Annotated in this window: 10 protein-coding genes; 5 read left to right on the top strand and 5 right to left on the bottom strand. The window is 65.6% G+C overall.

The window, feature by feature from the left end; all coding sequences use genetic code 11:
* Nucleotides 1–11: 11 nt before the first annotated feature.
* On the bottom strand, nt 12–944 hold the full coding sequence (locus PU724_RS02255; RefSeq protein WP_354419434.1) for a GlxA family transcriptional regulator: 933 nt from the start codon (nt 942–944) through the stop codon (nt 12–14).
* 88 nt (nt 945–1,032) lie between these two features.
* On the opposite strand from PU724_RS02255, the gene PU724_RS02250 reads away from it, so the two are divergent.
* A complete protein-coding gene (locus tag PU724_RS02250) occupies nt 1,033–2,184 on the top strand; it encodes a DJ-1/PfpI family protein (RefSeq protein WP_292168472.1) in 1,152 nt (383 codons plus the stop codon).
* Nucleotides 2,185–2,404: 220 nt separating this feature from the next.
* Entirely contained in the window at nt 2,405–3,289 is an 885-nt protein-coding gene (locus PU724_RS02245) for a GNAT family N-acetyltransferase (protein ID WP_354419432.1), read from the top strand.
* 2 nt (nt 3,290–3,291) lie between these two features.
* Here the strand turns inward: PU724_RS02245 and PU724_RS02240 are convergent, their stop codons facing one another.
* Genes PU724_RS02240 through PU724_RS02230 form a run of 3 tightly spaced genes read right to left on the bottom strand, consistent with a single transcriptional unit; the run spans nt 3,292 to nt 8,172 of the window.
* Complete coding sequence (locus PU724_RS02240; RefSeq protein WP_354419430.1) at nt 3,292–4,821, bottom strand: hypothetical protein; 1,530 nt, start codon at nt 4,819–4,821, stop codon at nt 3,292–3,294.
* 60 nt (nt 4,822–4,881) lie between these two features.
* Nucleotides 4,882–6,015 carry a glycoside hydrolase family 5 protein gene (locus tag PU724_RS02235; protein WP_320319503.1) on the bottom strand — a complete coding sequence of 378 codons (1,134 nt, stop codon included), beginning with the start codon at nt 6,013–6,015 and terminating at the stop codon, nt 4,882–4,884.
* 3 nt (nt 6,016–6,018) lie between these two features.
* On the bottom strand, nt 6,019–8,172 hold the full coding sequence (locus tag PU724_RS02230) for a GumC family protein (protein WP_354419428.1): 2,154 nt from the start codon (nt 8,170–8,172) through the stop codon (nt 6,019–6,021).
* Between the two features lie 243 nt (nt 8,173–8,415).
* Between PU724_RS02230 and PU724_RS02225 the strand changes: the two genes are divergently transcribed.
* Together PU724_RS02225 and PU724_RS02220 are read left to right on the top strand one after the other, a co-directional pair.
* Nucleotides 8,416–9,825 carry a lipopolysaccharide biosynthesis protein gene (locus tag PU724_RS02225; RefSeq protein ID WP_320319501.1) on the top strand — a complete coding sequence of 470 codons (1,410 nt, stop codon included), beginning with the start codon at nt 8,416–8,418 and terminating at the stop codon, nt 9,823–9,825.
* Nucleotides 9,822–10,916 carry a glycosyltransferase family 4 protein gene (locus PU724_RS02220; RefSeq protein ID WP_354419426.1) on the top strand — a complete coding sequence of 365 codons (1,095 nt, stop codon included), beginning with the start codon at nt 9,822–9,824 and terminating at the stop codon, nt 10,914–10,916. Before PU724_RS02225 ends, PU724_RS02220 begins: the two co-directional genes overlap by 4 nt.
* On the opposite strand, the gene PU724_RS02215 is transcribed toward PU724_RS02220, so the two are convergent.
* Nucleotides 10,902–12,386: a glucosamine inositolphosphorylceramide transferase family protein gene (locus tag PU724_RS02215; protein ID WP_354419425.1), complete on the bottom strand. Its 1,485-nt coding sequence runs from the start codon at nt 12,384–12,386 to the stop codon at nt 10,902–10,904. The two genes, PU724_RS02220 and PU724_RS02215, sit on opposite strands and share 15 nt — an antisense overlap.
* 294 nt (nt 12,387–12,680) lie before the next feature.
* Here PU724_RS02215 and PU724_RS02210 point away from each other — a divergent pair, with 294 nt between their 5' ends.
* Nucleotides 12,681–13,844 carry a GNAT family N-acetyltransferase gene (locus tag PU724_RS02210; protein WP_245493240.1) on the top strand — a complete coding sequence of 388 codons (1,164 nt, stop codon included), beginning with the start codon at nt 12,681–12,683 and terminating at the stop codon, nt 13,842–13,844.
* Nucleotides 13,845–13,873: the final 29 nt, after the last annotated feature.

Here is a 13,873-nt window from a genome sequence, read left to right as displayed (position 1 = left end):
CGGAGCGGCCGCTATCGCCGCGCCGAGCGCCGCAGCGCCTGGGGCGGCTGGCCGAAGCCGCGCATGAAGGCGCGGCGCATGCGGCCGGGATCGCCGAAACCGGTGGCGGCGGCGATACGATCGAGAGAGGCGGAGCTGGTCTCCACCGCGGTTCGGGCGGTTTCCAGGCGCAGCCGCTCCACGGCCTTGGCAGGCGTGGTTCCCGTTTCTCCAGTGAAGGCACGGGCGAAGTGGCGCGGGCTCATGGCTGCGCGGTCGGCGAGAATCTCGACCGTCAGCGGCTCGGCGAGATGGTCCCGCATCCACTCAATCAAATCGGCGAAGCGGCCGGTGCGGCCGCCGAGCTCCACCAGCGAGGAAAACTGCGACTGGCCGGACCTGCGCTGGTGAACGACAAGCTGCTGCGCCGTGCGGCGCGCGACATCCTGGCCGAGATCGTCCTCGATGAGGGCGAGCGCGAGGTCGATGCCGGCGGAAATACCGGCCGAGGTCCAGACATCGCCATCGTGAACGAAGATGCGGTCCGCATCGACGCTGATCCTCGGATAGCGGCGAGCGAAATCGTCCGTGCTCGCCCAGTGCGTGGTGGCGCGGCGCCCGTCGAGCAGCCCGGCTTCCGCCAGCAGATAAGCGCCCGAGCAGACGCTGGCGATCCGCCGCGCGCGGCCGCGTTTCAGCCAGGCGGCGATCTGTTCGGCCGCCGCCAGCGAGCGCACGATCTCGCCGCCGGAAATGATGACCGTGTCGAAGTGCTCGTCGCGCAGAGGCTCGGTGGCGAGGCTGATGCCCGAGGAGCTTTCGATCGCGCCGCCGCCTGGCGCCAGCATCGCCAGCTCATAGCTGCCGGGGCAGAAACGACCGGCGATCTCGAAGGCCGCCGTCGGGCCCGCGGCATCCAGCAGCTGGAAACCCGGATGGATAATGATCGCGACTGTCCGTTTCATGGCAGTTTTTGCACGATTTATGTCATTTCGGACAAAGCCTAGCGTCTTTACACTTCGGGTCAATCCTTCGACCTGATGGGAGTGAACTATGCGCTTGCGGACCATTTTGTGGAGCGGAGTCGCCGCCGTCCTGCTTGTCCTTGTGGCTGGGGCGGGATGGGTGCTGTCGCTGCCGCCGGCATCCGAGGCCTTCATCGCGCCGGCGATCGACAGGCAGGAGGCGGACGCCACGGTAGCGGCGCTGCGGCCGCGAAAGCAGCAGCGGCCGCTGGTCGCCATCATCGGCATCAACGACGCCACCGAAACCACCGACTATCTGATGCCCTACGGCATCCTGAGGCGCACCGATGTCGCCGATGTGATGATGCTGGCGACAGAGCCGGGGCCGGTGACGCTGTTCCCGGTGCTCAAGGTGGAACCGGATGCGACAGTGGCGGAGTTCGATGCGCGGCATCCGCAAGGCGCCGACTACGTCATCGTTCCGGCGATGAGCCGCGACGACGATCCTGCGGTGCTTGAATGGATAAGGCGCCAGTCGGCCAAGGGCGCCATCGTCATTGGCATCTGCGCCGGCGCCAAGGTGGTCGGCGCCAGCGGGTTGCTCGACGGCAAGCAGGCGACCACGCACTGGTATTCGGTGGGCGAGCTTCGCGACCGGCATCCCTCGATCCGCTATGTCGCCGACCGGCGCTTCGTGGTTGACCAGGGTGTGGCGACAACGACGGGCATCACGGCGTCGATGCCGATGATGCTGAGCCTGATCGAGGCGATAGCCGGCAGGCAGAAGGCCGCAGCCGTCGCGCACGAGCTTGGGCTCACCGGCTGGGATGCGCGCCATGCCAGCGGCGCCTTCAAGTTCACGCGTCCCTTCGCGCTGACGGCGATCAGCAACACGCTCGCATTCTGGGATCGCGAACAGCTAGGGCTGGAACTGACGCCGGGCATGGACGAGGTGTCGCTCGCCCTTGTCGCCGATGCATGGTCGCGCACCTACCGCTCGCGCGCCGTGACGATTTCCGCGACGACTGAAGCCGTCACGAGCCGCAACGGCATGCGCATCCTGCCCGACCAGGTCATCGCCAACTGGCCTTCGGAAGCGCGGATCGCCGGCTTCGATGATCAGCCGCCGGCCGTGGCGCTGGACCAGGCGCTTCGAAACATCGCCGACCGCTACGGCACGGACACGACCGATTTTGTCGCCATGCAGCTCGAATACCCGAAGCAAAGCGCCGCGCAATAAGGCGCCTGCGCCGCGATTGGCCTGACTGCACTTCAGGCTGGCGAGCGGTGACTTCTCCGGCGAACGCACCGCGGCCAAGTGGCGATGGTTGTACAAGGTTGTATTTCAGGAATGACTACAGAAACGCCTTCCGCGGCGCAAAGTTTGTTAATTTTTACGAAGTAGCATAAGTACGAACGTGAAGCTATCCAGTTGGTTTGGTAGTATTCCCGAGTCGACGATGGCCGATCCTGGCGCTCCTCCCTCCGATCTCAACTGTCGACCAATTCGCGAAGATGATTGGGAAGGCGTGCTCGATTGCCTGCGCAGAGGCTTTCCAATGCGTCGCCGCAAATACTGGATGCATGCGCTGACCCGCCTGGCGGAGCGGCCCGCGATCGCGGGTTGTCCGCGATATGGCTTTGCGCTGGAAAGTTCCGGCCGGATCGTCGGGGTCGTGCTGACCCTCTATGCCCGTTACCCGGGGCGAGAGGGCGACGAAATCCGCTGCAATATCTCAAGTTGGTCCGTGGACAAGGCATTCCGTCCCTACGCCATGAAATTGATCTGGCCGGTGCTCAGGCGAAGGGATGTGACCTACACCAACATTTCGCCGGCACCCTCGACATTGAACGCCAACAAGGCGCTCGGCTTTCGCCTCTTCGCCAGCGGCCAGTTCGCGTTTCTGCCCGCCTTGAGTTCGGCGCAGCCGTCATGCCGGGTGCTCGAGGTCCGCTCCGATCTCGCCGAGATGGCGATGCTGTCGGACAGCGAGAGATCCATTCTCGAGGACCATGCCGCGCTGGGCTGCCTCTCCTTCATCTGTGTTCGCGACGGGGCGGCGTATCCGCTGGTGCTGATGCCGCGCCGCATCCTGCACGGCCTGATCCCGTGCGCCCAAATCGTCTATTGCCGTTCGCTTGCGGATTTGGGCCGCTGCGCCGGCGCCGTGGGACGCATTCTCCTGCGGCGCGGAAACCTGCTATGCCTCGTCGATGCGAATGGGCCGATCGCAGGCCTGTTCGGCCGCTACTTCGCGAACAAGGGGCTGAAATATTTCAAAGGGCCGAAACCGCCTTCGCCCGGGGATCTGACATTCACCGAACTGGTGATCTTCGGCCCCTAAGATCAGGTTTGCTGACTGGTCCTCGCCGTCGCCACCTCGCGCCAGTGCGTTCCGAGCGAGACACCGACGAGCAGCAGGCAGAAGCTGAGCGCGAGCGGCGAGTAGAACGCCTCTTCCTGCAGCACGGCATTGGCCGAGATGGTGACGATGCCGACAAAGGCAAACAGGAAATCCGGGTCGCCGGTGTCGATCAGCCGCCGCCGTGCCGCCACGGCGAGCGCCGCGAGGAAGCCGAAGAAGACGAAGCTGCCAACCCCCATCTGGTAGAGCATGACGCCGACCGCGCTTTCGACGGGGACGGACGCGACGCCCTCGGCCTGGGCGGTCGCCCAGCTGAGATTGAGGCTGGTGCTCGACAGATTGCCGCCGAATCCCAATCCTTGCCCAAGCGGGTTGGCCATGAAATCGCGCAGGCCGGCCATCAGGCCAAGCACGTGATAGTCGCCATGCGTGGCGCCATAGGCGATGGCGGCGGTCGTCCAGATCGCTGCCAGGGCCAGGACGGCGGCGAGCGTCAGGCGGGCGCGGGAAGGGCGGTAGATGATGCGCATGGCAAGCGCGATGAGCAAAAGGAACGTCGCGCCCTTGGAGCCGATGACCAGAAGCAGCGGCAGGGCGGCGATGGGCAGCAGCCAGCGGCCCCTGAACAGGAGCCAGGCCGAGATGGTGCTGAGCGCGTAGGCGTAGCTGATCGAATGGAAATTCGGGCCGCCGATGCGGAAGACGCTTGGCAGGATGTCGTTGAAGAACGGCGTGTTGAAGAAGGTCGTCGTCATCACGTCCTGCAGGCCGCGGAAAACGAAGCCCGTTTCCTTGAGCGACTTCTCCCAGACGCCGGTCTCGATCTGCCGCGCGATGTTGCGCTGGATGTAAAGGTCGCCGTGGAACAGGCTGAGGAAATCCATCGTGAAGGTCAGCTCCACGTAGCCGTAGATGATGGCACCGGCACCGAGCCAGAACATGCTCTTGCGCAGGTCGACCGGATAGAGGCTGGCGGCAAGCACCGCGATGTGGAAGCAGGCGAGCGGCGTGATCGTGTTGCGGAAATAGACGACCGCATCCTTGGGCTGGCCGTGCACGATCCCCAGGGCAAGATAGAAACAGATCGTCCCGCACAGAACGATGCTCAGCAGCAGCCAGAAGCGCAATTCGGTCAGGGCGCGCACGCGCTGCTGGAACGACGCGGCAAGGAAGATGCAGAAGGCGGTCATCAGGATGACGAAGTTGGTGCCGCGTAGCGCGTCGAACGTTTCGTTGTCGGGGATGTAAGGGGTGTACCAGGTCACTATGAGGTTCTGGTAGAGGAAGGCGCAGATGATCAGGACCGGGACGCCCGCTGGGATGGCGTTGGCCACGATCAGCGTCAGCAGGAATGTCGCCGCGATGCCGAACGGTGTCCAGACGGCGAAGGCCGAGACCGTCAAGGCAACGACGGAGAGCGACACGATGACATGCAGCAGCGCGTCATCGCGCGACGCCTCCAGCCTCGACGCGTCCAGGCCGACCGGTGGATATGTCCCGGTGACGCTCATTGCCGGTCAGCCCTGACCGTCGCAGGCATCGGCGCCCGGATGTGCTGAGCCTTGTCCATGTCAGTCCTCGCCGTCGCCGCCGAGGAGGGCGGCGATCATCGAGCGGTCGAATCCTTCCGCGCTCTGCCTGCTGGCGATGAAACCGAACCCCTGGTCGAGCTCCCAATGGGCCCAGCCGATCTGGTTGGCCTCGGCGACCCTGCGCACGGCGCGAACCCAGCGTGCGCGGCTGTCGGCATCGACGCAGAAATTGAGCACGCCGAACTCGTTCAGCATGACGGGGCAGTGCTGGGCCGCCGACCAGCGCCCGAGCCCGGCGAAATCCGAGGCGATCCGCGCCTCTGTCCAGGGGCTCGACAGTTCCTGCTCCAGAAGGGAAGCAGCTTCTTCGTCGCCCGCCGCCTGGAGTTTGGAGACAAGCGCGCGGACCGGCGGCGAGTCCTTCGTCGCAGGAAAGGGCAGGTTGGCGAGACGGGCGAGCGGCGATCGATCCCAGGTCTCGCATTGATGCGTGAAGGCCATGGGCGCGTAGTAGTGGATGGCGGCGATCTGCCTGTCATCGGCGAGCGGCGGGGTGTCGCCGATCTCCCAGATACCCTGGAAGCGCGCCGGCCCCCAGACCAACGTGTGCAGCGGACATTTGGCGCGCACGGTCCCGGCAAGCTCATCGCGCAGCGCGAGCCAGTCGCTCCGCTCCATCGGCGGTTCGTTCAACAGTTCCGGATAGACCGAATCCTCCGGCAGGTCGGCAATGACGACGCGCAGCGCCGTCCAGGCTTGAACCACCTGCCTGGCGGCGGCTGTCGGATCGCGCTCGAACGCGGCGCGTAGATCACCCGAAGGATGCATGTCCACCAGCACCGCGAAGCCCAGCCCGACAAGCTCGGCCACGCCACGCTGAATGGCGCGCAATGCCGCCCTGTTGCCATCCGCGACGAGATCGCCATTCACCGGCAACCGGATCGTTTCGAACCCCGTTTGACGAAGCTTCTCTAGCACGGCCGGTGCAGGGGCGGTCCCGCCTTCTCGTTCGAACCATCCGGGGAGGTTGAAGCCATGCGAGGGAACGGCGCGCTTGTTCGCCGGCAGCGTGGCGGAGACGGAAAAAGGCAAGGCTGCAAGCAGTGCGCCGCCGGTCAGGGCAAGCGCTCGCCGCCGCGACAGCGCCGGCAATGCCTGCCCCAGCGCCCGCATGGATCAGGTCCTCGCGATGGCGCCGCGGCGCCAGTCGCCGGCCTTCGACGGGACATCCTGCCGGGTCTCGCCGGGCTGGGCGCTGTCCTGCGCGATCAGCAGCGTGGCGCTCCGTTCGACCTGGCCAGCACCGAGATGCCGCTCGATCAGGCCGGCGGCGTCGGATGCCCTTTCGGACCGGTTCAACGCGAACAGCGTGAGATCGGCCTTGGCAAAAAGCTCCGAGTCCCAACCTTCTTCGCCAAGCGATGGGGCGACCACGAGCACGAAATCGAAAGCATTGCCGGCTTCGGCAAGAATGCTGGGCAAGCTGTTGCGATCGCGCGATTGCTGACCCTGCCCGGCCGCCCCACCGGCTGCAACCGTGCGGAGGCCGCTGGCGCCGTCGATGAACAGGCCGGAGCCGTATCCCGCGCGATGCGGCAGGTCTCCGACTTCAACCACGAGCACATTCTGTTCGGCTCGCTGCAGGCCGATCCCGACCATCGCGCCAGCGAGCCGTGCCTCGGCGCTGCTTTGCATCGAGGACACCAGCAACACAAAGGGTTTGGGGTGGTCGCTCAGGCGCCCGAGGATCTGCCGCATCAGCCTCAGCACGGCCAGCGACAGCGTTTCGTTGCCGGTCTCGAACAGCGACTTCCTCATCGCCTTGATGTTTGCAAGCGCCGCGCCCCCGGCGACCCCGGGCAAGCGGTATTCCCCGAAATCGGCCGGCACGGGCAGCGATCGGGGCTTGGCCTGCGGGCCATCCTTGGCTGGATCGACCGCCTGCGGAGCGTCCCGCCGTTGGATCGACGGATCATCCTGCGGCCGGCCGACCGGGCCCAGCGTCAGCGCGAGGCCGCATCCGGCCATGAGGCCGAGAAGGACGCTCACCGGCAGCAGCAGGGCCGGCTTTGGCCAGGTCGGCTGCAGCGGCGGCGCGGCGGCGCTTATGGTGCGCGCCTCGGATGTCTGGACACCCTGCAGCTGCGATGTTTCCTGCGCGCGCTTGAGGAAGTCGTCGAGCACGGTGCGGGCGGCCTGGGCCCTGGAGTCCAGTTGCCGCAACTGCACCTGCGCCAGGCTGGAGTCCTGCGACTGCTGGCGCAGGGCTTCGAGCTTGTCCTGCAGCTTTGCGGCATTCTGGACGGCGAGATCGTAGTTGGCCTTCAGCTGCTGCCTGATGCGCATCGCCTCTCCGGCCATGAGCCGGTTGATGCGATCGAGTTCGGACCTCAGGCGCCCGATCGCCGGATGGCGTGGCCCGTACATGGTTTCGAGGTTGGCGAGCTCGGTGGCGCGCTGATTGTAATCGTCGCGCAGATTGGCGGCCGCGTTCGAGGAGAGTATCTCCGACAGCTTGGCGAGGCCTGCCGCGGAGGTGCCCGCCGCCAGCGCCTGATTGTATCTGTCCTTTGCCTTGTCGGCGTCACCCTGCGCGGCGATCAACTGCGTCGTCAGCTGGTCGAGCTGCGATTGCAGCGTGCCGCCGTCGGTCGGATCAACGATCCTGTGCTGCGATTTGAAATCCTCGACGGCGCGCTCGGCGTCGCTGACGTCCTTCTGCAGGCCCTTGATCCTGTCGTTGAGAAGGGAGTTCACATCGTCATTGGCGGTTTCGCGCTCGCCGGCGAGGCTCGCCTTGTAGCGGTCGACGATGGCGTTGGCGAGGCGGGCCGCCTTCTCCGGCGACGGCGAGGTGAAGGAGACATTGATGACATAGGTCAGCCCCTCGCGCTCGACCGATACCGCCTTCTGGAAACGCTTGAATGCCGCGTCCTGAGAGGAGGTCCCTCCGAACAGGGACATGAGGCGCGATATCGGCCCGCGTGACGAAAATTCGGGATCGTTCTGGAGCTTCTGGCTGTCGAAGACGGTGCCCAGCAGGTCCTGCGATTCGATGACGAAGACCTGGCTCGCGATGGCGGCGCTGTCGGCCCCGATGCCCGGTAGGACGTTGTTGAAATTGGTCGCGCGCGCGTCGCGCGGATCGATCAGGATCGAGGCGGTCGCGGTGTAGCTGGGGCTCGTCACGGCAAGGTAGAGCAGCGCCAAAAGCAGCGCCGCGCCGGTGATGGCAAAGACCAGCAGGCGGCGCCCCCAAAGGATGGCCCACAACGGTCCGATATCGAACAATGGCGGAAGAGCGCGATCGTCGATCCTGGCTGGCTTCATTACCTTTCCCCTGCAGAGGCGCGGCGTCCCGACACCACTCTACACGGTCCAGTATTCAGGATTAACGTTAGCCTTTCGTTAAGGTTACCGAGGTGCTTACGCGATTCATTTCGCGCTAACGGTAACCATGAGCAGCGTTCGCGCTGGCGCGATTGCGGGCTTTTGCTTTATTCAGGGGGCAGGTTTCAGCGTCGGCTCGCCTGCCGCGGGGGTTAGGCAAGTTGATTGCTGCAGGGGCCGACGTTGAGTGAGAATCAAGCCGATCGCGACGCTGTGGCCGGGAGCGCCAGCCCCGCGGCCGGCATGCGCATGCCCATCGTGGCGCTCGCCAAGAGCGGCGCGGTCGCCGGCGTCATCAAGCTTGCCAGCGCCGGCCTGTCCTTCCTGATGTTCGTCGCCGTGGCGATGGTGATGGACGGACGGCAGTTCGGCCTCTACAGCGCGACCTATGCCGGCGCCAGCCTGGTGTCCTTCTTTGCCTCGGTCGGCCAGCAGAGCACCGTGCTCAGGTTCTGGCCGCAATATGCCGGGCTTGGCGATCTCAACTCCGCCCATGGCATGATGGCGCGCGCCATTCTGGTGGCGCTGGCGGGGCTCATAGGCTCCAGCCTGCTGATCATGCTGGTCGGATTCCTGCCGTTCATCGGCAAGGGCACACCGGAATGGTTCTCGCTGTGCCTGGCGGCCGCAGTGCTGTCCTTCTCGCTCGGCTGGTCGGAGTTCACGTCCGGCGCCTTCCGGGCCAAGAACGCGCTGATATCCGGCCTTTTGCCGCGCGATATCATCTGGCGCGCGGCGACGATCGGCATCCTTTTCGTCTGCCATTTCATGCGCGTGGAGATGAGCGCGGTCGAGGCGACCTGGCTGACCGCGCTGCTGCTCATCCTTTCGGTCGTTCCGCAGACAGTGCGACTGGTGCGCGACACGGCGCGCGCCGAACGCGGCCCCCTGAGCGAAGGGCAGAAGCAGGAATTCAAGACGGTGACCCTTGGCCTGTGGGGCGTCACCTCGCTGCCGCCGGCGCTCGGGCAGGTGAGCACCCTGCTTGTGGCCATGATCCTCGGACCCGAGGCCGCCGGCGCGATCTTCGTCGCCGACCGAACGACGCGTTTCGTGGCGCTTGCGCTCAACGGCATCAACCAGGCGCTTGCGCCGCAGATTTCGAGCGCCTTCTACAGCGGCGACAGGGCGCATGTTCAGCGCATCACCAGCCTCGCCGCGCTAGGCAGCTTCGCGATCGCGCTGTGCGTGCTCGCGGCATTCTGGATCCTGGGCGGCTTCATCCTGTCGATGTTCAATCCGGCCTACGCCACGCCAACCATGCGGGCGACGCTCGTCATCTTCGGTATCGGCGCGACGTTCGGCACCGCTTGCGGCCCGATCGAGGTGCTGCTGCAACTGACCGGCCTGCAGCATGCGCTGTTCAAGGTACTGGTCGTCGTCAACGCGCTCGGCCTCGGCGCCACCGCCGTGACGACCTATTTCTTCGGCCCCATCGGCGCGGCTGTCAGCATCGCCGGCACGGTCATCGCCTGGACCGCCATTGCCGTGTCGATCGCCAAGCGTAGAATAGGCATCGATCCATCGGTCTTCGGCTTCACTATGGGAAGGCCGGCGCTCGCTGCCCGCGTGGCGCTGAAGGGGCGTATGTGAGGATCATCCAGGTCCAGACCCAGGCCGAAGCGGCCGGCGCGCAACGCATTTCCGACATGGTGGGTGAAGGCTTGCGGGCTCGCGGGCACGATGTGCGCACCGTTTTCATGTACAGGAAGACGGACGCCTTCGATGGCGATCCGCACGCGGATTTCGTCCTTGCCGAACCCCCGAAAGGATTGCCGGGACAGGTCCGCGCGGCCATCGGCCTTGCTGCCTATCTGCGCGCGGCGCGGCCGGATGCGGTCATCTCCTACCAGCACTACGGCAACATCTTCGGCACGATCGGCGCCCGGCTGGCCGGTGTCCGGCACATCGTCGCCAACCAGAGCGGTGCGCCGCAGACCAAAGGGGTGATGGGCCTGCTCTCGCGGATCGACAGACTGATGGGGGTGCTCGGCCTCTACCAGGCGAATGTCGTCAACTCGGCCTGGACGCAAGCGCAGTTCGATCGCTATCCCCAAGCCTACCGGCGGCGGATCCGGCGCATAGATCACGGCGTTCCCGCACCAGCTGATGATTTCGACAAGGCGTCGGCACGCGCCGCCTTCGGCTTGCCCCGCGATGCCTGGCTCGCCGTCTCGTCCGGGCGCCTGACGCAGATGAAGAACCAGATCGCGCTGGTCGGGGCGCTCGAGCAGCTTCCCCATGTCCATGTGGCGCTTGCCGGCGTCGGACCAGAGCGGGACGCGATCGTCGACTTTGCCGGAAGCAGGGGCCTGGCGGACCGGCTGCATCTGGTCGGCGAGGTTCCCACGGCGCGCATTTTCGAATTCCTCGCTGCGGGCGATGCCTATGCGTTTCCATCGACGACCGAGACCTTTGGCCTTGCCTGCGTCGAAGCGGCGATTTCCGGTCTGCCGGTGGTATCGAACGACCTTGAAGTGATGCGCGAGGTGCTGACGGCCGAGGACGGCGAAGCGGCGGCGATCTTCGTCAAGGCCGATGCCGACGGCATGGCCGGGGGCCTTGCGGAGATGCTCGCCAGGCCGGAACTGATGGCCAGGCTCTCCGCGGCGGGACGGCGGCTGAGGGACAAGTACTCGCCGGCGACGATGTGCGCGGGCTACGAGGCGCTACTGCTTCCCTGAACGCTTTCGCACCGCCGCGATCCCGTCGATCACTTCCAGCCGGCCCGCGCGGTTGAGGGTGTGGATCTTCGGGTATGGCCAGTCGCCTTCCGGGTCTACCGGCCGAGGCTGCGAAAGCCGAACCGTCTGCTGGTCGAGGTCCAGCAATTCCGACAGGCCAAGCCCGCCGCCGTAGCCGAGCGTTCCGTCCTGAACCGGAAGCAGGATACGGCCCTCCCGGTTGCGAACGAAAGCTCCGCCTGGGCGTGCCATACGAAGGTCGATCAGGACAGGGTTCATGGGATGCGGGGTCCACGGGCCGGAGAGCGCCGGAGCGCTGAAAACCACCAGCGTGTCGGACGTGCTGCCGTAACCGTCGCGATCGGTCGCGAACAGCCAAAGTTGCCCGCCATGCTCGAGCAGCGTCGCGTCGGAGATCTCGCCTTCGACCAGCACCGTCTCGGCGGTCCAGCGGTCCGGGAAGCCCTTGGCGCGATAGAGGGTGAGCCTGCCGCTGGCGCTGGCCTCCGGAAGCATCCAGACCGCGCCGTCACGCTCGAACACCTGCGGGTAGGAGAGGTGGTGCGGCTCCTCCAGCACGACCCTCGGCGTTTCGGGTGTGCCGCTCGCATCGAACGGCACGACGGAGATGACCGCCTTGCCGGTCGCATGAGGGTAATCCTCGACGAACAGGAATGACTGCCCTTGCCACTCGAACGGAAATGGGTCGGCGTAGAAATGGTCGCCCGGATCCGGCAGGACCGACCAGCCGGTTCCGAGCCGGCCTGTGTCCGCCACGCCGGGCGCATCGGCGAAGCGGTAGCCGACGCGCCAATGCGCATGGCGATAACCGACGCGCCGGATGGCCTCCCTGCCGAGCCGCGGCAGCGCTGAGCCCAGATAGGCGGATGCGAAGCCAAACGCCGTCGCGCCCTTTCGGCCCCGGGCGTCAGGCGTTCCTTCATCCCGGAGTGATCCGCTTTCAGCGAAGGCACGGGTGATCGAGACGACCAGCGTGACGGCGCGGGCCAGCACATCCTCGGTGCCGAGCGCCGCCGATTCCCGTTTGTCCACCATCGGCCGAGCCCGGCCCACCACCATCTTTCCGTCGAGGACGGCCTCGATGACCGGCAGCCTGCCGGCCGCGACCGCCGTCGCCGCCGAGAGGTCGGAGGCAGACCCGTCAAACAGCAGGCCAATTGTCGGGACATCCGACGGCGCCGCGTTGCCGGCGAGGTCCAGTCTCAACGCTGCGGGCCGGCCGCCGGATCGTGCCTCGATCCTGTCCAGCGGAGCGCCGAGGCCGGGCCCTTTCCGTCGAAACAGGCGCTGCTCGAAGGCAAAGGCGAGCTTTGCCGCAGCCGGCCAGGCGGCCGCTTCGGCCTGATGCAGCACGGCCACGTCATGACAGTCGGCCCGAAGCCGCTCGATGACGAGCTCTTGCCATCGGCGAGGGGCAATTTGCGGAACAATCACGTCGATCGAGACCATGTCATTCCCGTTCGCGGTTGTATTGGTGCTCGGGCCGCAGACACTCGAAAAGAAATCACTTGGCCGAAAAAGCTTACCTTGCGGTTACACTTGAAATCCGAATGCGTGATTTGCGGAAAAATAAATCTCGACTGCCTCGGCCCGATCCTGCCGAGCGCCGAATGCATGACAGATTTGCAACCGGCGTCCCAACTCTTGCATATACCAAGTTTCTAACTTTCCTGCGATTTGCCTTGACGCGGAACGCAAGACGTCGTCGATAGATCGGGCCGCAGTCTGCCGGTTCGGATACATATGTTTGAAGTCACTGCCGAGGATTCCTTCGACTTCCGCTCGACGGAATATGCCGAGCTGTTCGCCAGCTCGGCGGCGACGGCCTTTCAGCACCCGATATGGCTGGCGCAGCTCTATGAGCGGATCGTCCGGCAAAGCTCCGCCACACCGCTGATCATCGTCGTGCGCAGCCGGCAGGGCGGCAAGCTCGCCATGGTCCTGCCGCTGGTCAGGCGCCGGTACACGCTGCTCAAAGTCGTGGAATTCGCCGACATGCGCGTTTCCGACTATGTGTCCCCGGTCACCGACGAGGAGACCTTGTCGCGCATCCTGGCGGACAGCCGCGTCGTCGCCTCGATCCGCAGGCTCCTGCGGCCCTATGATCTGCTGCGCATCGGCAAGCTGGCGGATCGCTCGCTCGCCATCGAGCGCCTGTTCGGCATTGAGAAGCGCGAAAGCATGGGCATGAGCGCCTATTCCAGCAAGCTGGAGCCGACATTTTCCGCCTGGCGCGAGCATCAGCTCGACCAGTCCTACCGCAAGGAACTCGACAAGAAATCCCGGCAGCTCGGCCGGTTGGGGGAGGCGCGCTTCAAGTGCGCCGAGAGCATCGACGCCATCCGTACCACATTCGACGCGCTCAAGGTCTATCGCGGCAAGCGCTTCGACGGCAGCAACGGCCCCGCCGACCTGCTGCAGCAGCCGTCCTATTTCGACTTCTATCTTGCCGTCGCGGCGGAAGGATGTGGCGGTTTCGCGCGCACCTACACGTTCTGGATGAACGACAGGGCGATCGCCGGCGCGCTTGGGCTTGCGCATAATGGCTCGCTTCTCGTCATCCTCGGCGGCTTCGACGAAGCCAGCTACAGGAAGCAGTCGATCGGCAGCCTGCTGTTCGAACAGATCGCGCGCGATTGCATCGAGCGCGGCGACCACTCCCTCGACTTCACCATCGGCGACGAGCCCTACAAGCGCATCTTCGGCGGCCGCCCGTCGCCGATGTGGCAGATCTTCCGGGCGGGAAGCCCGCTCGGCTACGCGGCGCATTTGACGGTGGAGAAACTGCCGGCGGCGAAGGCGCTGGCGCGGCGCGTGCTGCACGGCAAGAAGGCCGCGCCCGATCGCGCGATCGCGGCGCCGGTTCCCGTGGACGAGGAGTTCAGCCCTGAGGTTCGAAAAACCTGAAGCGCGTCGCGCCTGGTCGACCAGCGGTA

The organism is Mesorhizobium abyssinicae (assembly GCF_049887195.1).
Taxonomy (GTDB): domain Bacteria; phylum Pseudomonadota; class Alphaproteobacteria; order Rhizobiales; family Rhizobiaceae; genus Mesorhizobium; species Mesorhizobium abyssinicae.
This window is presented reverse-complemented; position numbering and strand designations above follow the sequence as displayed.